Annotated in this window: 22 protein-coding genes; 14 read left to right on the top strand and 8 right to left on the bottom strand. The window is 63.5% G+C overall.

Features of this window, described 5'->3' with window-relative positions; translation table 11 throughout:
* Positions 1-23: 23 nt before the first annotated feature.
* Entirely contained in the window at positions 24-1,475 is a 1,452-nt protein-coding gene (gatB, locus tag ACZ5RT_RS00355; protein WP_464453180.1) for an Asp-tRNA(Asn)/Glu-tRNA(Gln) amidotransferase subunit GatB, read from the top strand.
* A gap of 244 nt (positions 1,476-1,719) precedes the next feature.
* Here the strand turns inward: gatB and ACZ5RT_RS00350 are convergent, their stop codons facing one another.
* Positions 1,720-2,733, bottom strand: a complete 1,014-nt coding sequence (locus tag ACZ5RT_RS00350; RefSeq protein ID WP_464453179.1) for a fumarylacetoacetate hydrolase family protein — start codon at positions 2,731-2,733, stop codon at positions 1,720-1,722.
* Positions 2,734-2,836: 103 nt separating this feature from the next.
* Between ACZ5RT_RS00350 and ACZ5RT_RS00345 the strand changes: the two genes are divergently transcribed.
* Genes ACZ5RT_RS00345 through ACZ5RT_RS00335 form a run of 3 tightly spaced genes read left to right on the top strand, consistent with a single transcriptional unit; the run spans position 2,837 to position 5,219 of the window.
* Entirely contained in the window at positions 2,837-3,667 is an 831-nt protein-coding gene (locus ACZ5RT_RS00345) for an IclR family transcriptional regulator (protein WP_464453178.1), read from the top strand.
* A 14-nt stretch (positions 3,668-3,681) separates the two neighbouring features.
* Positions 3,682-4,884 (top strand): DUF3108 domain-containing protein, encoded by a 1,203-nt coding sequence (locus tag ACZ5RT_RS00340; RefSeq protein WP_464453177.1) that lies wholly within the window; start codon positions 3,682-3,684, stop codon positions 4,882-4,884.
* Positions 4,885-4,937: 53 nt separating this feature from the next.
* A complete protein-coding gene (locus tag ACZ5RT_RS00335; RefSeq protein ID WP_108428235.1) occupies positions 4,938-5,219 on the top strand; it encodes a BTH_I0359 family protein in 282 nt (93 codons plus the stop codon).
* A gap of 123 nt (positions 5,220-5,342) precedes the next feature.
* Here the strand turns inward: ACZ5RT_RS00335 and ACZ5RT_RS00330 are convergent, their stop codons facing one another.
* Both ACZ5RT_RS00330 and aptA read right to left on the bottom strand, forming a co-directional pair.
* A complete protein-coding gene (locus tag ACZ5RT_RS00330) occupies positions 5,343-6,425 on the bottom strand; it encodes an AbrB family transcriptional regulator (protein WP_464453176.1) in 1,083 nt (360 codons plus the stop codon).
* A gap of 57 nt (positions 6,426-6,482) precedes the next feature.
* Positions 6,483-7,817: an omega-aminotransferase AptA gene (aptA, locus tag ACZ5RT_RS00325; protein ID WP_464453175.1), complete on the bottom strand. Its 1,335-nt coding sequence runs from the start codon at positions 7,815-7,817 to the stop codon at positions 6,483-6,485.
* Positions 7,818-7,992: 175 nt separating this feature from the next.
* Between aptA and purU the strand changes: the two genes are divergently transcribed.
* The 3 genes from purU (at position 7,993) to ACZ5RT_RS00310 (ending at position 11,487) form a co-directional block, all read left to right on the top strand.
* The gene (purU, locus tag ACZ5RT_RS00320) at positions 7,993-8,841 is read left to right on the top strand and encodes a formyltetrahydrofolate deformylase (protein WP_108428232.1); all 849 of its coding nucleotides are present in this window, start codon (positions 7,993-7,995) and stop codon (positions 8,839-8,841) included.
* A gap of 47 nt (positions 8,842-8,888) precedes the next feature.
* Positions 8,889-9,764 (top strand): LysR substrate-binding domain-containing protein, encoded by an 876-nt coding sequence (locus tag ACZ5RT_RS00315; RefSeq protein ID WP_464453174.1) that lies wholly within the window; start codon positions 8,889-8,891, stop codon positions 9,762-9,764.
* A 214-nt stretch (positions 9,765-9,978) separates the two neighbouring features.
* Entirely contained in the window at positions 9,979-11,487 is a 1,509-nt protein-coding gene (locus ACZ5RT_RS00310) for an FAD-linked oxidase C-terminal domain-containing protein (protein WP_464453173.1), read from the top strand.
* 133 nt (positions 11,488-11,620) lie between these two features.
* On the opposite strand, the gene ACZ5RT_RS00305 is transcribed toward ACZ5RT_RS00310, so the two are convergent.
* Positions 11,621-12,121, bottom strand: coding sequence for an REP-associated tyrosine transposase (locus tag ACZ5RT_RS00305; RefSeq protein WP_464453172.1), 501 nt, complete (start codon positions 12,119-12,121; stop codon positions 11,621-11,623).
* Positions 12,122-12,389: 268 nt separating this feature from the next.
* On the opposite strand from ACZ5RT_RS00305, the gene ACZ5RT_RS00300 reads away from it, so the two are divergent.
* From ACZ5RT_RS00300 to fahA, 5 genes are read left to right on the top strand one after another with little or no spacing between them, the layout of a single operon-like run.
* A complete protein-coding gene (locus ACZ5RT_RS00300; RefSeq protein WP_291929974.1) occupies positions 12,390-12,824 on the top strand; it encodes a MarR family winged helix-turn-helix transcriptional regulator in 435 nt (144 codons plus the stop codon).
* Between the two features lie 22 nt (positions 12,825-12,846).
* On the top strand, positions 12,847-14,538 hold the full coding sequence (locus ACZ5RT_RS00295; protein WP_464453171.1) for an FAD-dependent monooxygenase: 1,692 nt from the start codon (positions 12,847-12,849) through the stop codon (positions 14,536-14,538).
* A gap of 9 nt (positions 14,539-14,547) precedes the next feature.
* Positions 14,548-14,736 carry a DUF2783 domain-containing protein gene (locus ACZ5RT_RS00290; protein WP_464453170.1) on the top strand — a complete coding sequence of 63 codons (189 nt, stop codon included), beginning with the start codon at positions 14,548-14,550 and terminating at the stop codon, positions 14,734-14,736.
* A gap of 26 nt (positions 14,737-14,762) precedes the next feature.
* Positions 14,763-15,299, top strand: coding sequence for a VOC family protein (locus ACZ5RT_RS00285; protein WP_464453169.1), 537 nt, complete (start codon positions 14,763-14,765; stop codon positions 15,297-15,299).
* A gap of 9 nt (positions 15,300-15,308) precedes the next feature.
* Entirely contained in the window at positions 15,309-16,628 is a 1,320-nt protein-coding gene (fahA, locus tag ACZ5RT_RS00280; protein ID WP_464453168.1) for a fumarylacetoacetase, read from the top strand.
* Between the two features lie 270 nt (positions 16,629-16,898).
* Here fahA and ACZ5RT_RS00275 read toward each other — a convergent pair whose 3' ends face one another.
* The gene (locus ACZ5RT_RS00275) at positions 16,899-18,695 is read right to left on the bottom strand and encodes a carboxyl transferase domain-containing protein (RefSeq protein WP_464454237.1); all 1,797 of its coding nucleotides are present in this window, start codon (positions 18,693-18,695) and stop codon (positions 16,899-16,901) included.
* A 96-nt stretch (positions 18,696-18,791) separates the two neighbouring features.
* Between ACZ5RT_RS00275 and ACZ5RT_RS00270 the strand changes: the two genes are divergently transcribed.
* Complete coding sequence (locus tag ACZ5RT_RS00270) at positions 18,792-19,808, top strand: asparaginase (protein WP_464453167.1); 1,017 nt, start codon at positions 18,792-18,794, stop codon at positions 19,806-19,808.
* An 18-nt stretch (positions 19,809-19,826) separates the two neighbouring features.
* Here ACZ5RT_RS00270 and ACZ5RT_RS00265 read toward each other — a convergent pair whose 3' ends face one another.
* On the bottom strand, positions 19,827-20,510 hold the full coding sequence (locus ACZ5RT_RS00265) for a YggS family pyridoxal phosphate-dependent enzyme (RefSeq protein ID WP_464453166.1): 684 nt from the start codon (positions 20,508-20,510) through the stop codon (positions 19,827-19,829).
* Positions 20,511-20,642: 132 nt separating this feature from the next.
* Between ACZ5RT_RS00265 and ACZ5RT_RS00260 the strand changes: the two genes are divergently transcribed.
* Entirely contained in the window at positions 20,643-21,548 is a 906-nt protein-coding gene (locus ACZ5RT_RS00260; RefSeq protein WP_464453165.1) for an NAD(P)-dependent oxidoreductase, read from the top strand.
* 104 nt (positions 21,549-21,652) lie between these two features.
* On the opposite strand, the gene ACZ5RT_RS00255 is transcribed toward ACZ5RT_RS00260, so the two are convergent.
* Complete coding sequence (locus tag ACZ5RT_RS00255; protein WP_291929958.1) at positions 21,653-22,279, bottom strand: BON domain-containing protein; 627 nt, start codon at positions 22,277-22,279, stop codon at positions 21,653-21,655.
* On the bottom strand, positions 22,280-22,864 hold the full coding sequence (locus tag ACZ5RT_RS00250) for an SIS domain-containing protein (protein ID WP_291929956.1): 585 nt from the start codon (positions 22,862-22,864) through the stop codon (positions 22,280-22,282). It abuts the gene before it with no gap.
* Positions 22,865-22,877 lie beyond the last annotated feature (13 nt).

The raw sequence follows: 22,877 nt of genomic DNA, 5'->3' as shown, positions 1-22,877 counted from the left end.
CTGATTCATCAGGTGAACCACACATGAGCAAACTCGTCCAAGGCTACGAAGTCGTCATCGGCTTTGAAACACACGCCCAACTCTCGACCACCAGCAAGATCTTCAGCCGCGCCCCCACTGCCTTTGGGGCCGAAGCCAACACGCAAGCCTGCGCGGTGGACATGGCCCTGCCCGGCACGCTGCCCGTGATGAACATCGGCGCGGTGGAACGCGCCATCGAATTCGGCCTGGCCATCAACGCCCACATTGCCGAGCGCAGCATTTTTGCGCGCAAAAACTACTTCTACCCCGACCTGCCCAAGGGCTACCAGATCAGCCAGTTCGAGATCCCGGTGGTGCAAGGCGGTGAAGTGTCCTTCTTTTTGGAAGAGGGCAAAGAAACGGTGCGCAAAACCGTGCGCCTGGAACGTGCCCACCTCGAAGAAGACGCGGGCAAATCGCTGCACGAAGACTTCATTGGTCAAAGCGGCATTGACCTGAACCGTGCGGGCACACCCCTGCTCGAAATCGTGACCCAGCCCGACATCCGCAGCAGCGAAGAAGCCGTGGCCTACGCCAAAGAGTTGCACAAAATCGTCACCTGGATCGGCATCTGCGACGGCAACATGCAAGAAGGCAGCTTCCGTTGCGATGCCAACGTGTCGGTGCGCAAGCCCGGCCAGCCGCTGGGCACCCGCCGCGAGATCAAGAACCTGAACTCGTTCAAGTTCATGCAGCAAGCCATCGACTACGAAGTGCGCTGGCAAATCGACCAGATCGAGGACGGCCACACCATCCAGCAAGCCACCGTGCTGTTCGACCCCGATACGGGCGAGACCCGCGCCATGCGCACCAAGGAAGACGCTGCCGACTACCGCTACTTCCCCGACCCGGATCTGCCCCCGCTGGTGATCGGCCGCGACTGGGTCGAACGCGTCAAAGGCGAGATGGCCGAGCTGCCCCGCGTGATGGCCGAGCGCTTTGTCAAAGACTACGCCTTGCCCGAATACGACGCCACCCAACTGACCCAAAGCAAGGCGGTCGCCGCCTACTTTGAAGCCACCGCCAAGGCCTGCGGCCAGCCCAAACTCGCCAGCAACTGGATCATGGGCGAAGTGTCGCGCCGCCTGAACGCGAGCGAATTGACCATTGAGCAAGCGCCCGTCAGCGCCGCCCAATTGGCCGCCCTGATCGGCCGCATCAGCGACAACACCATCAGCAACAACGCGGCGCGTCAGGTGTTTGAAGGCTTGTGGAACGGTGAGGGCGAAGTCGACGCCATCATCGAAGCCAAAGGCCTCAAGCAGATGAACGACACCGGCGAGCTGGAAAAGATCATCGACGAGGTGCTCGCCGCCAACCCCAAGAACGTGGAAGAGTTCAAGGCGGGTAACGCAAAAGCCCTGAACGGTTTGGTCGGCCCGATCATGAAGGCCAGCAAGGGCAAGGCCAACCCGGGGCAGGTGAATGCGCTCTTGATGAAGAAGCTGGGTTGACCGTCCTCTGCCACCATCGCCGTTTGCACTTCATTGATGAAGCATAAACGGCTTTTTTTACGCTTCAAGTCAAAGTGAGCGTGAAGGGTGCCAGCCCCATGACGGGGTGAAACAGTCGTGGTTGTCATACCCGCGAACGCGGGTATCCATGGTGAGTGAAGGCATGGACCCCCGATCAAGTCGGGGGTGACATGACGAAGGTCGGGTGAAAAAGCGCAGGGCTGGATGACCAATCGCCTCCGACTCAAGCCTGGTTCAACGGCACCACTTCCTGCTCGATCGCCCCAAACAAGCTCTCGCCGTGCAGGCCCTTCATCTCGATGCGGATGGTGTCGCCGTATTTCATGAACTCGGTCGAAGGCTTGCCGTCGAGGATGGTTTCGATGGCACGTTTTTCGGCAATGCAGCTGTAGCCCTTGGGCCACTCGGGTTTGCCATTCACTTCCACGCTCTTGTTGCTCACCGTGCCGCTGCCCACGATGGAGCCAGCCCGCACGTTGCGGGTTTTGCAGATGTGGGCGATCAGCTGGCCAAAGTGGAAGGTCATCTCGGGGCCGGCTTCGCACATGCCCACTTTGCGGCCGTTCCAGGTGGACTGCAGCGTCAGGTGCACCCGGCCGCCTTGCCAGGCGTCACCCAATTCGTCGGGTGTGATGGCCACAGGGCTGAAGGCGGTGGCGGGCTTGCTTTGGAAGAAGCCAAAGCCTTTGGCCAGCTCGTTCGGGATCAGGTTGCGCAGGCTCACGTCGTTGGCCAGCATGATCAGGCGCACGCCTTCGACCGCATCGTCAGCGCTGGTTTGCATGGGCACGTCGCCCGTGATGACGGCGATTTCGGCTTCAAAGTCGATGCCAAAGGCCTCGCTGGCGCACACCACCGGGTCGCAGGGGCCGATGAAGTCGTCGCTGCCCCCCTGGTACATCAGCGGGTCGGTGTAGAAGCTGCTGGGCACTTCGGAGTTGCGTGCCGCACGGACCAGCTCCACGTGGTTGATGTAGGCTGAGCCGTCAGCCCACTGGTAGGCGCGGGGCAGCGGGGCCATGCATTGGGCCGGGTCAAACGGAAAAGCGTGGCGGGCCTTGCCCTGGTTCAGGGTGGTGTAGAGGTCTTCCAGCTGGGGGGCCAGAAAGTTCCAGTCGTCCAGGACTTGCTGGAGTTTGCTGGCAATGCCGGTCGCATAATGGGCAGTGCTCAAATCGCGTGAGACCACCACCAGTTGTCCGTCGCGTGAGCCGTCTTTGTAGGTCGCCAGTTTCATGTTGAATGTGTCCGTTCGGGTCGCAATGGGCTACAGTGTGCACCACCGAGAAGTTACGCATTGTTAAACCCGTTTAACTAAACGGAACCGGATTTTAGGCGACATGAACCCAGACAGCACAGCCATCCAAGCCAAAGACAGCGACAAGGAACGCGCAGGCATTCAGTCGGTGGAGGTCGGTTTTGCCCTGCTGGATGTGCTGGCGCAAGCGCCCGCCCCCTTGATGCTGCGAGACCTTGCGGCCGCCGCCCACATGAGCGCGGCCAAAGCCCACCGTTATTTGGTCAGCTTCCAGCGTTTGGGCCTGGTGGTGCAAGACAGCACCAGCACCCGTTACGAGCTGGGGCCCGCCACCTTGCGCTTGGGGCTGGCCACCTTGTCGCGTCTGGACGCCGTGAAGATGGCCCGCGAGCGTTTGCCCGCCTTGATCGAGGCCACCGGCCACACCATGGCCCTGGCCGTCTGGGGCAACCGGGGGCCCACCTTGGTGCATTGGCAAGAAACTCCGCTGGCCATGCCGGTCAGCTTGCGCCTGGGCGATGTGATGCCGCTGTTGTCTTCGGCCACGGGGCGGTGCTTTGCCGCCTTCAACAGCCACGGCGGTGCGGCCGAAAAAGCGGGCCCCATGATCGAAGAAGAGTTGGCTTTGGCCCGCAAACTGGGCCGCACCGACTTGCCCAGCACGCCCGCTCAACTGCAGGCCATGGTGAAAGAAACCCGGGAACAGGGCCTGGGCCGCGTGGTCAATGTGTTGCTGCCCGGCATTTCGGGCTTTTGTGCCCCGGTTTTTGATGCCGACGGGCACTTGGTGCTGGGCGTGGTGGCGCTGGGTTCGTCCGCCACGCTCGACACCGCATGGGACGGGCCGATTGCGCAAAGCTTGCGCCAGTTTGCCCAGCAACTGTCGGCCGATCTGGGCTGGTCCGGCCGCTGAACTGGAGCGGTCGGGTGTCTGCACGTCCCAACGCCAACGCTGCCTTGACCGGGCCAGCGCAACCGCTGCGTCGTGCGCCGGTATGGCTGGTGGCGGCGGTGTTGGCCGTGCATGTGGCCCTGATCCTGGGCCTGACCGGCCCCTTGGAGTGGCGGTTGCAAACGGCAGAACCGGTCCGCGTTGCCCCCATGCAAACCCGCTGGGTGCCGCCCACCCCTGCGCCAAAGGCCACGCCCGTCCAAGCAGCCGCCCCCAAGCCCCGCACCCGGGTGGCCACCGAGCCCAAAGCCGCACCGCCACCGTCTATAGAACCCGCCACGGCCCCGCCTGTCGATGTGGCCAGCGCCAACGACAGCAGCGCGGCCGAGCCCCCACCTCAGCAGACGGGGCAAGCCCCTGCCGAGGTGCCCGCTTCAGCGGAGGCATCAGGGCACAGCGCCAGCCCGAACACCAGCGTGCCCGTACCTGACACCCCAACGCCTGCCGCCCCCCCCGAAACGGCCAGTGTGACCTTGCCGCCCATTCCGCTGGGCGCATTGCCGCCCCCGGTTTTGTTGAGCTACCGTTTGACGGGCCAGGACAAGGGATTGACCTACCACGCCAGCGGTGAATTGCGCTGGCAGCACAACGAATCAGCCTATGCGCTGGCCCTGTCGGTGAAGGCGTTCTTGGTGGGCTCACGCCATTGGCGCAGCCAGGGTGACATCACCAGCGCCGGCCTGACCCCCACCCGGTTTTCAGACAGCTGGCGCAACGAGCGAGCCGCCCACTTTGACCGCGTGCAAAACCGGGTGGTCTTCAGCAACAACGCTCCGGTAGCCGCACTGGAGGCAGGCGCGCAAGACCAGATCAGCCTGTATGTGCAACTGGCCGCGGCCATGGCCGGTGAGCCGCAGCGCTTTCAGCCCGGCACACGTTTGCAGCTGCAGACCGCCACCGTCCGGGACGCCCTGCCCTGGCTCTTGACCCTGGGTCCACCCGAAACCCTGCAGCTGAACGGTCAAGCGGTCTCCACCCTCAAATGGGTGTGTCAGCCGCGTAACCGTTTCGATGCCACCGTGGAGTTCTGGGTCTCGGCCCAGCACGCGTGGATGCCGGTGCGCATCCGCATCACCCAGGTCAGCGGCAGCTTCATTGACTTGATGCTGCGCGGCCAGGAAGCCCTGCCCCCACTGCCTGCCACGGCCCCTGCCGGAGAAAAAACCACACCATCTTGAAGTTGTTCTGCGAAGCCCCACTTGTGAAGCAGAACTTGAGGGAGAATGAACGCATGAACCTGCTTTACGAATCCGAGACTTTTGCCGTGATGCATGTGTTGGCCAACGCGCCTGCGGAACCGGCTCCCGTGACCAGCCAACCCCAGCTGGAGCGCCATGGTTTTGAAATCGTGGACAAGCGCTCGGGCAAGGAGGTGTACCTGGACGGCTCATGGGCCGAAATGTTCCAGCAGCAAATCCAGGCCTGGCAACAGCACACCCCCACGCAGGAAGAAGTCGAAGACACCCTGGAGGGCTACACAGGCCTGGCCCAACAACCGGTGGTGGTGCACTGACACCGCTTGTCGGTATCGGTGGATTGTTGTTTTGTCATGCCCGACTTGATCGGGCATTAACGGAATTCAAGCCATGGATACCCGCATGCGCGGGTATGACAGAGTTCTTTGATCTGTGACCCCTCAGGCGGCTTGATTGCGTCCACCGACCCACTTGTAAATCGGCCCCACCAAAATCAGCACCGCCACCAGACGGCAGACTTGAAAGGCCGTGACCACGGGCACCCCCAGCTGCAAAACCTTGGCGGTGATCGCCATCTCGGCAATGCCGCCGGGTGAGGTGCCCAAAATCAGGGTGGCCGGGTGCAGGCCCGTGGTGTGGGCCAGGAACAGGCCAAACCCCAATGACAACAGCATCATCACCACCGTGCCTGTGGCCACCGAGGCCAGCCAGCGCGGCGCGGTGTGCACAAACTCGCGCTGAAAGCGCACGCCCAAGCTCACCCCGATGACCAGCTGCGCGGCATTGGACAACGCCGTGGGCACCGCCGACCAGTTGACACCCGACAGCGTCAGCACCATCGACACCAGCAAAGCCCCCATGAACCAGGGGTTGGTGCGCTTGAACCAGATCATGAGCAAGGCACCGCCCGCCGTGGCCAGCGCCAACCAGAGCAAACCTGGCCACTGCGCCACAAGCGGGCCGGGCAGCAAGCGGACATCGACCTGCAAACCCCAGTGGTTTTGCGCCCATTGCATGGCAAAGGGCACCGACACCACCACGATCACCAACCGCACACTGTGCGCTGCCGCCACCAGATCGGTGCGTGCACCGTGCCGCTCGGCCAGCAAAGTCATCTCGGACGCGCCGCCAATGGCGCTGGCAAAGTAGCTGGTGGCCCGCCAAGCGCCGGGCGGCAGGTGCGCAAAATCGGCCACATGCTGGCGTTGCAACCACAGGCCAAACAAGGCCCCCAATGCCAGCGCCCACACCACGGCCAGTGCAATCGCCCACCACAGGCTGACCACCAGCTCGCCGACTTGCGGTGTGAAATACAGGCCGAGCGCCGCGCCAATCACCCACTGCCCGCCGTTGCGCAGCAGTGGCGCACTGCGTGTCGGCGCGCCCAGCACCGACGCCACCGCCGTGGCCAGCAAGGGCCCCAACATCCAGGGGATGGGCGTGTGCAGCCAGACGCACAATTGCGCGGCAGCCAGCGCCGCCAGCAGGGTCAGCGCCACCCGGGTCAATTCACGAAAATTCATGGGCTCAAAAAAAGACCGCCCACGCAGGCGGTCAGGGTCAGGTCAAAAGTGGTCGCTTCAGGCGTGGCGGCGGATGCTGTCGGCCACCGTCTGCACGATCTGGTCGATGTGCGCGTCTTCCACGATGTAGGGCGGGCAAATCACGAGGTTCTCGCCCGCCGGACGCACCCAAACGCCCTTGTGGAAGCAGTCCATGAAAATGTCATAAGCCCGCTTGCCTGGCGTGCCCGGGATGCTGGCCAGCTCCACAGCCCCGGCCAGGCCCAGGGTGCGGATGCCGATCACATTGGGCAAGCCCTTCAGGGCGCTGTGCATCGCGTCGCCCAGCACGCGGCCCTTTTGCCCTGCGCGGGCAAACAGGTTTTCCTCCTTCATCAGGTCCAGCGTGGCAATGGCGGCCGCGCAAGCCACGGGGTGACCCGAATAGGTGTAACCGTGGAAGAACTCGATGGCGTGGGCGGGCGAATTGGCGTTCATCATCGCGTCGTAGATGAAGTCGCGGCAAATCACGCCGCCCAGCGGGATCACGCCGTTGGTCACCGCCTTGGCGAAGTTCAGCATGTCGGGCACCACGCCGTAGTAGTCGGCACCAAAGTTCACGCCCAGGCGGCCAAAGCCGGTGATGACCTCGTCAAAAATCAGCAGAATGCCGTGCTTGTCGCAAATCTCGCGCAGGCGCTTCACATAGCCCTTGGGCGGGATGTACCAGCCCGCGCTGCCTGCAATCGGCTCGACGATCACGGCCGCCACGTTGCTCGGGTCGTGCAGCACCAGGATGCGGTTTTCCAGCTCCAGCAGCGGGTCTTCGGCCCACACGGGCTCTTCGTGGTGGATGTAGGCATGGTTCACCGGGTCGTGGATGAAGCGCATGTGGTCGACACGCGGCAGCAGCTGCGCGCCGTACACCTTGCGGTTGGCCGGCAGGCCGCCCACGCTCATGCCGCCAAAGTTCACGCCGTGGTAACCCTTTTCACGGCCGATGAACACGTTGCGGTGGCCTTCGCCCCGGGCGCGGTGGTAAGCCAGCGCCACTTTCAGGGCGGTGTCGGCCGCTTCCGAGCCCGAATTGCAAAACAGCACCTTGTTCAGGTCGCCGGGGGCCATGGCGGCGATCATTTGCGCCGCCTTGAAGGCCTTGTCGTTGCTGGCCTGGAAAGCGGTGGCGTAGTCCAGCGTGTCGAGCTGGTTCTTGATGGCTTCGTTGATCGGCTTGCGGTTGTGACCCGCGCCCACGCACCACAGGCTGGAGATGCCGTCGATGACTTTTTTGCCGTCGTGCGTGGTGAAGTGCATGCCCTCGGCACCCACAAACACCCGGGGGTCCTGGCGGAAAGTGCGGTTGGGGGTGAAGGGCAACCATTGGTTGTCCATGTTCAGGTCGGTATGGGCCACGGCAAAAACTCCTCTGAATCGATCAAGCCAGTCAGTTTAAAGCGCAAACGGGCAGGCGCTCGCTCCGGCGTGACACCCTGCGCGATCGGCCAACAGGGGTCTCCTACAATAGAAGGCGACGAAACGACCGTGCCCACCCTCTCCAAGGTCACGGCGAACCCCGCAGTTTTCAGCCATGACGACCACCTACATCCTCACCCTCTCCTGCCCCGACCGTACCGGCATCGTGCACGCCGTGTCGGGTTTTTTGCTGGAGCGGGGCGGCAACATCGAAGAAGCGGCGCAGTACAACGACCACGATACGGGCCTGTTTTTCATGCGGGTGCAGTTCGCCTGCGCCCAAGCCGATGGTCAGGCCCTGAACGCCGAGTGGGGCGCGTTTGCCCAGTCCTTCCAGATGAAATGGGACTTGCACACGGCCACTCAGCCCATGCGCACCGTGCTCATGGTCAGCAAGGAAGGGCATTGCCTCAACGACCTGCTGTTCCGCTGGAAAAGCGGCCTGCTGCCTTTGGACATCCGCGCCATCATCAGCAACCACCGCGAGTTTTACCAACTGGCCGCCAGCTACAACGTGCCGTTTCACCACATCCCGGTGACGGCGGCCACCAAAGAGCAGGCCGAAGCCCGCCAGTACGAGATCATCCAGGCTGAAGGCGCCGAACTGGTGGTCCTGGCCCGCTACATGCAAATCCTGAGCGACGATCTGTGCCGCAAGCTGGCTGGCCGCGCCATCAACATCCACCACAGCTTTTTGCCCAGCTTCAAGGGGGCCAAGCCTTACTACCAGGCCCACGACCGGGGCGTGAAGCTGATCGGTGCCACCGCCCACTATGTGACGGCCGACCTGGACGAAGGCCCGATCATCGAGCAGGACGTGGCCCGAGTGGACCACAGCAAGACGGTGGAAGACCTGACGACCACGGGCCGCGACACCGAAAGCCAGGTGCTGGCCCGCGCTGTCAAATGGCACAGCGAGCACCGCGTGCTGATCAACGGCCACAAGACGGTGATTTTCAAATAAATAACCTTACGGGACAGATCTTTAGCTCTTTCACCAACTGATTCAACATGTCCGCCAACTCACGCATCCCGCCCATCCAGTGTCTTTTGACCTTCGAGGCGCTGGCGCGATTGCGCAGCGTGACCCAAGCGGCAGAAGAGCTGTGCGTGACGCCCAGCGCCGTGAGCCACCGTGTCAAGCAGCTCGAACAGATCATCGGCACCAAGCTGTTTGGCCGGGCCGATTTTTCGCTCACCACCGAAGGCAACGAATACCTCGCCCATGTGCGCGAAGGCCTGGTGTCGCTGCAGCGCTTTCCCAGCGCCAGCAACACACCCGGGCGGCGCAAACTGCGGCTGGCGGTCACACCCACCTTTGCACGCTCGGTGCTGATGCCGCGCCTCAAGCATTTTTTAGATGCTTATCCTGAAATCGACATCACGCTGCAAGTGAGCATTCCCCTGCTCGACGTGGTGGCCGAAGACGCCGATTTGACGGTGCGTTTTGGCACGGGTCGCTATTCGGATGTGGAACACATTTGCCTGGCCAAGGACGACGTCACCCCCTTGGCATCGCCCGCCTGGTTGCGTGAAAACGGCCCCTTTGCCAGCGTGGAAGACCTGCAGCGCGTGCCCTTGTTGCGCAGCCCATTGGAGCCCTGGCGCACCTGGTTTGCCGCGCACGACCTCGACTGGCCCGAACCCATGGACGGGTCGTCCTTCAACGACATTGGCCTCATGTGCGACGCCGCTGCCCAAGGTCTGGGTGTCGGCCTGATCCGCACCAAGCTGGGTGCGCCCTGGCTGGAGAGCGGCCAGCTGGTGCGCCTGTTTGAGCGCAGCGTGCCCAGCCCGCACGCCCACTACCTGTGCTGGCGCACCGGCACCATGGAGCGCTGGGAATGCGCGACCTTTGCCGACTGGCTCAAAAGCGTGTTGGCCTGAAGTCCTTCGGGAAAGCATTCCCCCGTGGGAGCGAGCCCCTGCTCGCGAATGTGTGCATTGGCACAGCCCGCATTCGGCCGCAGGGGCTGCCTCCCACAACAACACCGGACTCCCGACAGACACAGCCATTTTCACAAGCCCATCAAAGATTATTCAGCCCTGACGGCCGGGCTTGGGCTTACAGTGGAGCCTTCATTTTGAGGTTTTGCATGCCATGAGCGCCAACACCCCCACCGAAATCCGCGAACTGACCGCCACCGAACGTGCCGAGCGCCAACGCGCCGTGGTGCAGGCTTTGGGCCGGGTCTTGCCCGCCGACGCCATCCTCTACACCCCCGAGGACACCACGCCTTACGAATGCGACGGCCTGACCGCCTACCGCGAGCGGCCGCTGGTGGTCTGCCTGCCGGAGACCGAGGAACAAGTGCAAGCCGTGCTCAAAACTTGCCACGCCTTGGCGGTGCCGGTGGTGGCCCGCGGCGCGGGCACGGGCTTGTCGGGCGGGGCCATGCCGCACCGCATGGGAGTGACGCTGTCGATGGCGCGTTTCAACCAGATCAAAACCGTGGACCCGGTCAGCCGCACCGCCGTGGTGCAGTGCGGCGTGCGCAACTTGGCCATCAGCGAAGCCGCTGCGCCCTACGGCCTGTATTACGCACCCGACCCATCCAGCCAGATCGCCTGCACGATTGGCGGCAACGTGGCCGAAAACTCAGGCGGTGTGCACTGCCTCAAATACGGCTTGACCGTTCACAACGTGCTCAAAGTGAAGGGCTTCACCATCGAAGGCGAGCCGATCGAGTTTGGCAGCGACGCGCTCGACACCCCCGGCTACGACCTGCTGGCGGTGCTGGTGGGCAGCGAAGGCATGCTGGCCGTGACCACCGAGGTCACCGTCAAGCTCGTGCCCAAGCCCCAACTGGCCCGCTGCATCATGGCCAGCTTTGACGACGTGCGCAAAGCGGGCGACGCGGTGGCGGCCGTCATCGCGGCAGGCATCATCCCGGCCGGGCTGGAGATGATGGACGGCCCCATGACGATTGCGGTGGAAGACTTTGTGCACGCGGGCTACGACCTGAGCGCAGCGGCGATTTTGCTGTGCGAGAGCGACGGCACACCCGAAGAAGTCGAAGAAGAAATCGGCCGCATGAGCGAAGTGCTGCGCAACTGCGGCGCAACCGCCATCACCGTGAGCCGAGACGAAGCCCAGCGCCTGAAGTTCTGGAGTGGCCGCAAGAACGCCTTCCCGGCGTCGGGCCGCATCAGCCCCGACTACATGTGCATGGACTCGACCATCCCGCGCAAGCGCCTGGCCGACATCCTGCAGGCCATCTCAGAGATGGAAGAAAAGTACGCGCTGCGTTGCCTGAACGTGTTCCACGCGGGGGACGGCAACCTGCACCCGCTGATCCTGTTTGATGCCAACGACCCGAACCAGCTGCGCCGCTGCGAGCTGTTTGGCGCCGACATCCTGGAAACCAGCGTGGCCATGGGTGGTACCGTCACGGGCGAGCACGGTGTGGGCATCGAGAAAGTGAACAGCATGTGCGTGCAGTTCAGTGCTGAAGAAAACGAACAGATGTTCGCCGTCAAACGCGCCTTCGACCCCCAAGGCCTTTTGAACCCCGGCAAGGTGATCCCGACCCTGAACCGCTGCGCCGAATACGGGAAGATGCTGGTGCGAGCGGGGGCGATCAAGCACCCCGATTTGCCCCGGTTCTGAACCATCCAGTGCCAGTAGGCTGTAGGTCGGCGGCTTCAGCCCCGACATAAGGCCTTTGCAAATTCCGCAGCGTCAGCGATGCTGAAGACATCGTCGGACCTGAAGCCACCGACCTACAAAAAACAGAAACACGTCACTCTCTGATACCAGGCAAGGGGCCTGGGGCGCTACCCCAGTCGGTTGGATAAACGCCATTTTTGACATACCGATGAAACGTGCTGTGCGGCCAATCGCGCACGTGTTGCACATGGCCGTGCTTGACTGGGTTGTAGTGGATGTCATGCATGTGCTGCTCGACATCGCGCTCATCACGCAAGGTGTGCTCCCAAAATCGCCCTTGCCATAAAGCCTGAACCCCCATGCGACCGCGCAGCTGGTGCACCACACCTTGCTTGATGAGCATCCAACGGGTCGAAAAATCAGCGTCATCCGTCGGCAAACGCCAGATGGCATGCAGGTGGTCGGGCATGAGCACCATGGCCAGGTTTTCAAAAGGCCGCTGCGCGCGCACATGCCGCATCACATCGCCCAAAGTCTTCACACACCAAGGCTCCACCAGCCAGGGCTGCCGCTCGTGGGTCACCACCGTACAAAAGAATGTGCCGCCCGGCGTGTCTGAACGACGGTATTGCATGGCTGCTTCTCCCTGATTTTTTGTAGTCATTGAGCCACGATTTGAACGAGTCAGCAAGTATGGATTCAGGAATGGGAACGGCAGTCTGGTAGATCGGCGGCTTCACCTCTGACACATGTCGATGGTTCACCCCGTCGGGGCTGAAGCCACCGACCTACAAGAGAAATCTGGTTGCAACCGCAACCATCCGTGTTTCTACTTAGTTGCGAGCGCAACCAAATAAGCCTAAGATCAAGGCTTCAACACACCATTCAGACTGAAACACGGCATGTCCACGCCCCTTGACCGCACGCTGACCTACCGTCTGCACCAGTTGCACAAGCTGACCGATGCGGACAGCCAGTCGGTTTATCCCGAGCAGACCGGCTTGTCGATGAGCGACGGGCGCTGCCTGACCACGATCGGCACCTTCGAGCCCTTGTCGGTCAAGGAGCTGGCCGAAAAATCCAACCTGAACAAGGCCCAGGCCAGCCGCGGGGCGCAAGCCCTGGTGGACCAGGGTCTGGTGCGCAAGGAGGACCGCCCCGACGATGGCCGCGGCGTGGTGCTGACCCTGACCCCCGCCGGACGCAAAGTCTTCAAACGCGCCATGGACATGGTCAACCAGCGCAACGAACAGATTTTTGGCTGCCTGTCTGACAAAGAACAAGCCAGCCTGAGCGCCATGTTCGACCGCCTGATTTCGCACGCCCGCCCCCGCTGAACCCCACACCACGGGAAAACACATGCACACCCCCAGCACCGAAGCACGGCCTTCGATTTACTACCACTACGAGGTTTTCAAGCCCTGGCTGGCCTCGGCGCACCCACAGCAAGACTGCCAAAAAGTCGTGGTTGTCGGCTCCGGCCCAGCAGGCATGGTCACCGCGCTCGAACTCGCCCGCCACGGCGTGCCCAGCGTGGTGCTGAGCGCCGAGCTGCAGTTCTCGCAAGGCAGTCGGGCGATTTGCTTCACCCGCCGCTCAATGGAGATCCTGCAGCAAGTCGGCGTGGCCGATCGCATGACCGCAGGCGGCTTGCCCTGGCGCTTTGGCAACTCGTTTTACCGGGGCCAGCGCGTGTTCCGCATGGAGGCGCCGCACGATGCCGATGACCGGTTTTTCCCAATCATCAACGTGCAGCAACAGTTCATGGAGGAGTACCTGCACGACGCGTGCAAAGCCAACCCGCTCATCGACTTCCGCTGGGGCAACAAGGTCACCCGGGTGGACCAGAAAGACGGCTACGCCGTGCTCGAAGTCGACACGCCCGAAGGTCCTTACGCGCTGGAAAGCGACTGGGTCGTGGCCGCCGACGGCGGGCGCTCGGCCATCCGCAGCGCGATGAACCTGCAGATGGAAGGCGCGTCCTACGAAGGCTTTTTCGTGATCGCCGACATCAAGATCGATTTGCCCTACCCCACCGAGCGCTTGGCCTTTTTTGACCCCGAGTGGAACCCCGGCAACACCATCCTGATGCACCGCGAACCGAACGGCATCTGGCGCGTGGACTACCAGCTGCCCCCCGGCGAGACGCCCGAAGAGGCACTGCGACCCGAATCGCTCAAGGCCCGCATCGACGCGCAACTGGCCATGATCGGCCACGCAGGCCTGCCCTGGGAGATGGACTGGTCTTCGGTCTACTCGGCCCGCACGCTCACCCTGCCCGACTTCGTTCACGGCAGCGTCATCTTCACGGGCGACGCGGCGCACCTGCTGCCGATTTTTGGCGTGCGCGGGGCCAACACCGCCTTTCAGGATGCGCAGTCTCTGGGCTGGCATCTGGCCTTTGTGGTCAAGGGCCTCGCGGGCAAGAAATTGCTGGCCAACCACAGCGCCGAGCGCGTGGGCGCCGCCCGAGAAATCATCACCGAAGCAGGCAAAAGCACCCGCTTCATGACACCGCCCAGCCCGGGCTTCAGGTTGCTGCGCGACGCGGTGCTGTCGCTCTCGCTCACGCAGGAATTCGTGCGCCCCCTGTACCACTGGCGCACCTCCAGACCGCACGAGTACACGCACTCCATGCTCAACAGCACGGGCGATGACAACGCCCTGTTCAAGAGCGGCCCGGCCCACGGCGCGCCGCCGCAAAACGTGCGCCTGGGCGCCAACGACTTCCTGCTCGACCACCTGGGCGGCGGCTTTGATTTGCTGTACTTCACCGACGCGCCCGCTGTCCCCGATGCACTGCAGCAAGTCATTCAACAGGCGCGAAAACAAGGCCTGCCGATCAAAGTGATCGCTGTCGGCGCGAGCCAGCCTGTCACAGGGGCTGACAAAACCCTGCCCGATGCCGACGGCCACCTGCGCCAGCGCTACGGCGTGCCCGCCAACGGCGGTGCGTATTTGCTGCGCCCCGACCAGCACATCTGTGCGCGCTGGCTCACCCTCGACGCCACGCGCCTGCAAGCCGCGCTGACCACCGCACTGCCCCAATAAGGACACCCCATGTCACAACCCACACTCACCATCGAAGGGCTGGAGTCCGTGTATGACGCCTTGGCTACTGCCATTGACCAGGCCGGCCCGGACAAGGCCCAATTGTTCCTCGTCAAACTCGCCTTGCTCAACGCCAACGCGCTGGCCGACGCACAACTCTTCCAGCAGCAGATCACCACCGCCCTGCAAGACCTCTGAACCCCCTCATTCACCAGGAGACCCCCATGCTCGTTCAATCCGTTCACCACGTCGCTTACCGCTGCAAAGACGCCAAAGAAACCGTCCAGTGGTACGAAAAGCACCTTGGCATGAAATTCGTGCTGGCCATTGCCGAAAACGAAGTGCCCTCCACCAAGGCCCCAGACCCCTACATGCACGTCTTTCTGGATGCGGGCCACGGCAACATCCTGGCTTTTTTTGAGCTGCCCAACCAGCCCGAAATGGGCCGCGACGAAAACACCCCCGCCTGGGTGCAGCACCTGGCGCTCAAGGTCGACTCACTCGACACCCTGATGGCAGCCAAAAAGAAACTGGTCGATGCGGGCATCGAGGTGCTCGGCCCCACCGACCACACCATCTTCAAGAGCATTTATTTCTTTGACCCCAACGGCCACCGCCTGGAGCTGGCCGCCGATTGCGGCACGCCCGAGATGATGAAAAAACTCGACGACGTGAAATGGGACATGCTCGAAGAATGGAGCCAGACCAAGCGCGCACCCAAGCACGCCGCCTGGATGCACGACGGCAGCATGACTTCTTGAGGAAGGGTGATGACCTTGCTCAACGAAACCCACAACCCGGCCCTCCAAAGCTGGCTCCACTCGGCCAACAACGCAGGCTGTGACTTCCCGATTCAAAACCTGCCGTTTGCGGTGTTCCGCCGCAAGGGCTCATCCGAAGCCTTCCGTGGCGGCGTGGCCATTGGTGACCAGATCGTGGACCTGGCTGCACTCGCCAAGTCAGGCCTACTGAAAGGCGAAGCCGCCACTGCGGCACAAGCGGGTGCGCAAGACAAACTCAACGCCTTGATGGCGCTGGGCAGCACCGCCTGGAGCGCGCTGCGCCTGGCCCTGTCACGCGCCCTGCGCGAAGGCTCGACAGTCCAGGCCGCCTTGCAAACCTGCCTGGTGCCGCAAGCCGAGGCCGAATACGACGTGCCCGCCCGCATCGGCGACTACACCGACTTCTACACCTCGGTCTACCACGCCACCAACATCGGCAAACAATTTCGCCCGGACAACCCGCTGCTGCCCAACTACAAATGGGTGCCGATTGGCTACCACGGCCGCGCGTCCAGCATTGGCGTGTCCGGCCAGCAGTTTCACCGCCCTGTGGGCCAAACCATGCCGCCCGGTGCCACCGAGCCATCGTTCGGCCCTTGCAAGCGGCTGGACATCGAGCTGGAGCTGGGCATTTTCATCGGCAGCGGCAATGCCTTGGGCGAACCGGTCGCCATCACCGAAGCCGAAGACCATGTGTTCGGCATTTGCCTGCTCAACGATTGGTCGGCGCGGGACATCCAGGGCTGGGAATACCAGCCCCTGGGCCCCTTCCTGTCGAAGAACTTTGCGTCCACCGTCTCGCCCTGGGTCGTCACGCTCGAAGCGCTGGCCCCCTACCGCGTGGCCTTCACCCGGCCCGAGGGCGACCCGCAGCCCATGGCCTATCTGGACTCCGAAGCCAACCGCACGCAAGGTGCTTTCGACATCCAGCTGCAGGTGGGCCTGCAAACGCCCAAAATGCGTGAGGCCGGACAGGCGGACGCCAGCATCTGCCGCACCAGCTACCGCCACGCCTACTGGACGGTGGCGCAAATGGTTGCACACCACACGGTGAACGGCTGCAACCTGCAACCGGGCAACCTGTTTGGCAGCGGCACGCTCTCAGGCCCGACGCTGGACCAGGCCGCAGCCCTGATCGAGCTGACCACGGGTGGCAAGAACCCGATTGCGCTGCCGAACGGCGAGCAACGCACCTGGCTGGAAGACGGTGACAGCGTGGTGCTGCGCGGCTGGTGCGAGCGCGATGGCGCAGCGCGGATCGGCTTTGGCGAATGCGTGGGCACGGTGCTGCCTGCACGGGTGCCTTGATCACGGTCGACCTGATCGGGCGTCTATGGCTTCGGTGGGAAATGGATACCCGCATTCGCGGGTATGACAGTTCCTCTTGTCACGCCCGACTTGATCGGGTGTCCGTGCCTCCGGTGGTGAATGGATACCCGCATTCGCGGGTATGACAGCTCCACTTGTCACACCCGACTTGATCGGGTGTCCATGCCTCCAGTGGTGAATGGATACCCGCCTGCGCGGGTATGACAGACCTTTGTCGCCCCCGACTTGATCGGGGGCCCATGACGGCCATCACCAAGTGTCGATGGCCAACGTGCCATCGACGGGCCTCACCCGCCCGGCCTGCAGTCCCGACACCAGCCAATCGCGCGTGGTGGCAGGGTCGATCACCGCATCGATTTCCAGCGTGGCGGCCATGTTGATCGCGCTGCCGTTGTCGTATTGCTGCGCCAGCAGCTGCTCAAACAGGGCTTGGCGCTCGGGGCCTTCGGGCACGGCCTCCAGCTCCTTGCGGTAACCCAGGCGCACCGCGCCTTCGAGGCCCATGCCGCCAAACTCGCCCGTGGGCCAGGCCACCGTGGCCAGGGTTTCGTGGAAGCCCCCACCGGTCATGGCCATCGCGCCCAGCCCGTAGCCCTTGCGCAGCACCACGCTGAGCAGCGGCACCCGCAGATGTGCCGCCGCCACGAACAGGCGCGAGACATGGCGCACCTGCGCGGTGGCTTCGGTGTCGGGCCCGACCATGAAGCCGGGCGTGTCCACCAGGCTCACAATCGGCAGCCCGTGCGCGTTGCACAGCTGCATGAAACGGGCCGCCTTGTCGGCCGCGTCGGCGTCGATCGCGCCGCCCAGATGCAAAGGGTTGTTGGCCATCAGCCCCACCGGGCGCCCGGCCACGCGGGCCAGTGCGGTATGGATGCCCACGCCAAAACCCGTGCGCAACATCAACAGGCTGCCTTCGTCGGCGATGCCCTGCATGGCCGCGCGGGTGTCGTACACGCGCAGGCGGTTTTCGGGGACCACATGGCGCAGGGCCTCGGCAGGCGGTGTCTGCCAGCTGGAGGTGACGCCCTGAAAAAACAACAGGTAATGCCGCGCCGCCGCCACGGCTTGCGCTTCGTTATCCACCAGCACATCGATCACGCCGTTGTTGTGCTGCACGTCGCTGGGGCCAATCTGCTCGGGCTTGAAGACACCCAGCCCGCCGCCTTCAACCATGGCCGGGCCGCCCATGCCGATGTTGCTGCCCTGGGTGGCGATGATCACGTCACAGCAGCCCAACAACGCCGCATTGCCTGCAAAGCAGCGCCCAGCCACCACACCCAACACCGGCACCCGGCCGTTGAGGCGCGCAAACGAGGCAAAGGTGGCCAGGTTCAGGCCCGCCACGATGGCCACGTCCACATCGCCCGGGCGGCCGCCGCCGCCCTCGGCGAACAGCACCACGGGCAAGTGGTTTTGCAGGGCCACACCCAGCATGCGGTCGGTCTTCTGGTGGTTGCGCATGCCCTGTGTGCCGGCCAGCACGGTGAAGTCGTAGGCCATGACCACCACGCGCTGGCCGTTGACTGTGCCAATGCCCGTGACCATGCCGTCGGCGGGCGTGTTGCGGATCAAATCGTCGGCGCTGCGGCGGCGGCTTTGTGCGGCCACGGCCAAGGCGCCGTATTCGACAAAGGAATCGGGATCGCACAGATCGGCGATGTTTTCGCGGGCCGTGCGCAGCCCCAAGGCATGGCGCTTGGCCACGGCTTCGGGGCGTGCAGCATCCTGGGTGAAGGCCAGGCGCTCTTGCAGTTTTTGCAGATCGGCGCGGTCCTTTGAAAAAGGAGCGCTTGGCGTGTGGGCGGCAAGCGCCTCAGGTCGGGGGGCATCCTCGGTCAAGGGCGCGAGCACACCCAGCACCTCGCCTTCGCCCACCGCTTCGCCTGCCTGAAAGTACAACTCGCCCACGCGCCCGGGCTGGTTGGCGCGGATTTCGTGCTCCATTTTCATGGCTTCCAGAATGACCAACACGTCGCCAGCGGCCACGGTCGCACCGGGGGCCACCAACCACTGAACCAGTTGCGCCTGAAGGGGGGAATGGATGTTGTGCATCCATTCATTGTGCGCGGCTGCCCCGGCGACAGCGGGTCAAGTCCGGGACAATTTAAACTGGGTTTTTCCATGCGTCCGAACAAGCCCATGAACTTTGAACCCCTGATCGAACTGACCCGCAACGGCATCCAGGAATGCGTGCACATGGGCGCGCTGGCCGTGACCGACACCGAAGGCCGGGTGCTGGCCCAGGTGGGCAACCCGCATTGGCTGTGCTTCACCCGCTCCACCCTCAAGGCCATGCAGGCGCTGCCCTTGGTGCAGTCAGGCGGGGTGGCGCATTTCGGCTTCACGCCCACCGAGCTGGCCCTGATGTGCGCCAGCCACAACGGCGAGGACATACACGTCGAGCAGGTCACATCCATCCTGCACAAAAGTGGCAGCAGCACGCGCCAGATGCGCTGCGGCTGCCATGTGCCCTACCGCTTCACTTTTTTTGACCGCCCCATGCCCGAAGGCTTTGCCTACGACGAGCGGCACCACAACTGCAGCGGCAAGCACAGCGGTTTTTTGGCGTATTGCGTCCAGCACGGCCTGCCCACCGACAGCTACACCGAGGTGGACCACCCGCTGCAACAAAAGATTCGCCAGGCCGTGGCGCACCTGGCGGGCCTGCGCGAAGAAGATCTGGCGCTGGGCATCGACGGCTGCTCGGCCCCCAACTACGCCATGCCCCTGTCGCGCCTGGCCCGCAGCTATGCCCGGCTGGCCCAGCCGGAGTCGGACGGGCTGTATGGCGAGAGCCTCAAGCAACTGGGCGAGGCCATGAGCGCCCACCCCGAACTGGTCTCGGGCACCGGCCGCAACGACGCCGACTTCATGCGGGTGGGTCGCGGCGACTGGGTGACCAAGGTGGGTGCGGACGGTGTACAGGTGGTGGGCAGTCGCTCCAGGGGCCAAGCCCTGGCCATCAAGATCATGGACGGCAACAAGGCGGCGCTGTTTGCCGCCACCGTAGAGGCGCTGGACCAGCTGGGCTGGCTCGACGATGCGCAGCGTCAGGCACTGGCCCCTTGGCGTGCGCAAGTGCTGCTCAATGTCGCCGGGGTGCCTGTGGGCGAGCGGCGCAGCCTGTTTCAGTTGCGCACAGGCGAGGGCGCCTGAAACTCAGGTCTTGAGCGTTCAGCGTTGGCCAAAAATCGCCGTGCCCACCCGCACCATCGTGCTGCCCTCGGCAATGGCGGCTGACATGTCGGCGCTCATGCCCATCGACAAGGTGTCCAGCGGCAGGCCTTGCTGGCGCAAAGCCTCGAAAAGCGCTTGGGCCTGAGCGTGCACCGCCCGCATCTGCGCTTCGGTCTCGGCGGGCTCGGGAATGGTCATGAGGCCGCGTAACTGCAAACGCGGCAAGGCGGCCACGGCCTGCGCCAGCGCGGGCAGCTCTTGCGGGCTCACGCCCGATTTGTTTTCGCCGCCGTCTATGTTCACCTGAATGCACACCTGCAAGGGTGGCAGCTCGGGCGGGCGCTGCTCGGACAGGCGCTGGGCGATTTTGAGGCGGTCCACACTGTGCACCCAGTCGAAATGCTCGGCCACCAAGCGCGTCTTGTTGCTCTGGATCGGGCCGATGCAGTGCCACTCGAGCGGCAAATCTCGCAAAGCGGTGATCTTGTCCACCGCTTCCTGGATGTAGTTTTCGCCAAAAGCGGTTTGCCCGGCAGCATGGGCCTGTCGCACCGCATCCGGCCCCCAGGTTTTGGACACGGCCAGCAACTGCACGCTGTCCGGCGCACGGCCTGCGGCCTGACAAGCGGCCTGAATTTGCGCCCGCACACGGGCGATGTTGTCGGCGATCGAGGAGTTCATGGTCTGAGCGTACCAAAAGCGGCGCTGTCACCCCTGATGTCTCGCAATGGTCAGCCCAAAGCACCCGGTGCGCGCCAGAACACCGACAGGCTGCCAAAATAGCCCTTTTATCCACTTCACAACGAGACACCCATGAGCCAAATCGCTGCCAAAACCTACGATGCCACCCCCGCCAAGAAAGTCGCCTTTTTGGGCCTGGGCGTGATGGGCTACCCCATGGCCGGCCACCTGGCCCGCGCTGGACACCACGTCACCGTGTACAACCGCAGCGCCGCCAAGGCCGCTGCCTGGGCCGGCGAATGCCCAGGCAACGCCACCGCACCCACGCCGCGTGAAGCGGCAGCGGGTGCCGACATCGTGTTTGCCTGCGTGGGCAACGATGCCGACTTGCGCAGCGTGGTCTTGGGGGCAGATGGCGCTTTTGCGGGCATGAAGCCCGGCGCGATTTTTGTGGACCACACCACCGCCTCGGCATCCGTCGCCCGTGAATTGTCGGCGCAAGCGCAAAAACAGGGCCTGCAGTTCATCGATGCCCCCGTCTCGGGCGGTCAGGCTGGCGCACAGAACGGCCTGCTCACCGTCATGTGCGGTGGCGACGCTGCCGCCTTTGACGCCGTCAAGCCCGTGGGCATGGCTTTCTCTCGCGCGTTCACCTTGCTGGGCGAATCCGGTGCGGGCCAGTTGGCCAAAATGGTCAACCAGATTTGCATTGCCGGTCTGGTGCAGGGCCTGTCTGAAGCCATTGCCTTCGGCCAGCAAGCCGGACTGGACATGCACCAGGTGCTGGACGTGATCGGCAAGGGTGCGGCGCAAAGCTGGCAGATGGACAACCGCGGCAAGACCATGGCCGACGACAAATTCGAATTCGGTTTTGCGGTGGACTGGATGCGCAAGGACCTGGGCCTGGTGCTGGACGAAGCCAAGCGCAACGGTGCCCGCCTGCCTGTGACCGCCCTGGTCGATCAGTTTTACGCCGATGTCCAAAAAATGGGCGGCGGCCGCTGGGACACCTCCAGCCTGATCCGTCGCCTGCGCTGAGCGGCTAACCACAGGTCATCGCCAGCCGCTCAACGCGGCTGAGATGGCCTTGGCAAAAAAAGAGCGGCCCACAAGCCGCTCTTTTTTTGGGCGCATGCCCGGTGTCACTTGGCCAAAGGTGGCTGGCTCAAGCGCTTGAGTTCTTCTTCAGAAATTTCGTCAAACACGCGCACAACTTTGGTCACGCCACCGATGCCGCGCACGATGTCGCTGGCACGTTTGGCTTCACGGGCGGTCACGCGGCCCATCAAATACACGATACCCCGCTCGGTGACCACCTTGATCGAGTTGACCTGCAGGTCTTTGGCGTCGATGAAGGCGGCCTTGACCTGGCTGGTGGTCACCGTGTCTTTGGAGCGCTGGGTCAGGCTGCTGGGGGGTGCCACCGCCAGGTCGTTCACCACAGACTGCACGTTTTCCTGGCTTTGCGCCAATTTCTCAGCACGGTCCTTGTCGGCCTGCGTGCGGGCCTCGCCAGTGAGCAGCACCTTGCGGTTGAAGCTGGTCACATTCAGGTGCACACGGTCACCCAGCTCCTGACGCACGGCGCTGGCCACTTTGAGCTCAATGCCCTCGTCTTCCACCTGCGCACCCGTGGTGCGTCGGTCGGTGGCCACAATGCCCGTGGCCACCACGCCGCCCACGATCAACGGTGCGCAGCCGGAGAGCGCCGTCAAGGTGCTGGCCAACACGGCACTGGTCAAAACCCAAGATTGAAGATTGCGTTTCATTTAAACAGGCTCCTGTTCACCCAACAACTGGGTGTCAATTCCATCACACAGACAGTGCAGCACCAGGTGCTGCACCTCACGAATTCTTGCCGCCCGCTCGTGCGGCACGCACACATGCACATCGGTTTCACGCAACTGGCGGGCCAGGCCGCCGCCATGGTGTCCGGTCAAGGCCAGCACCGTCATTTCACGGTCGTGGGCGGCCTGAACCGCATCGATCAGGGCCGGCTCACCGCCATCGGCACTGATGAGCACCAGCACATCACCGGTTTGGCCCAGCGCCAGCACCTGGCGGGCCAAGGCCTGACCATCGGCCCAGCGGGTGGCTGTCAAGGCGTCCGAGGCCAATGCCATGGCCGCCAAACCCGGGCGCTCACGCTCGAACCCGCCCACCAGCAAATTGGCCAGGTACTGGGCCAAAGCAGCAGATGGGCCCATGCCACCGACCAGAACTTTGCCACCCCCTGTGACGCAGGCCAGAACCGCCTGAACAGCCGCATCCACAGGCTTGGCCAAAGTCTCGGCCACCTGGTAGTGCAGATCTGCACTGTCGATGAAATGTTGTTGGATTCGAAGGTCTAGCATGCGCAGGGGATGA

Source organism: Limnohabitans sp. TEGF003 (genome assembly GCF_055395455.1).
The sequence above is the reverse complement of the archived record's forward strand: the minus strand, read 5'-3'. Positions and strand labels throughout refer to the sequence as shown.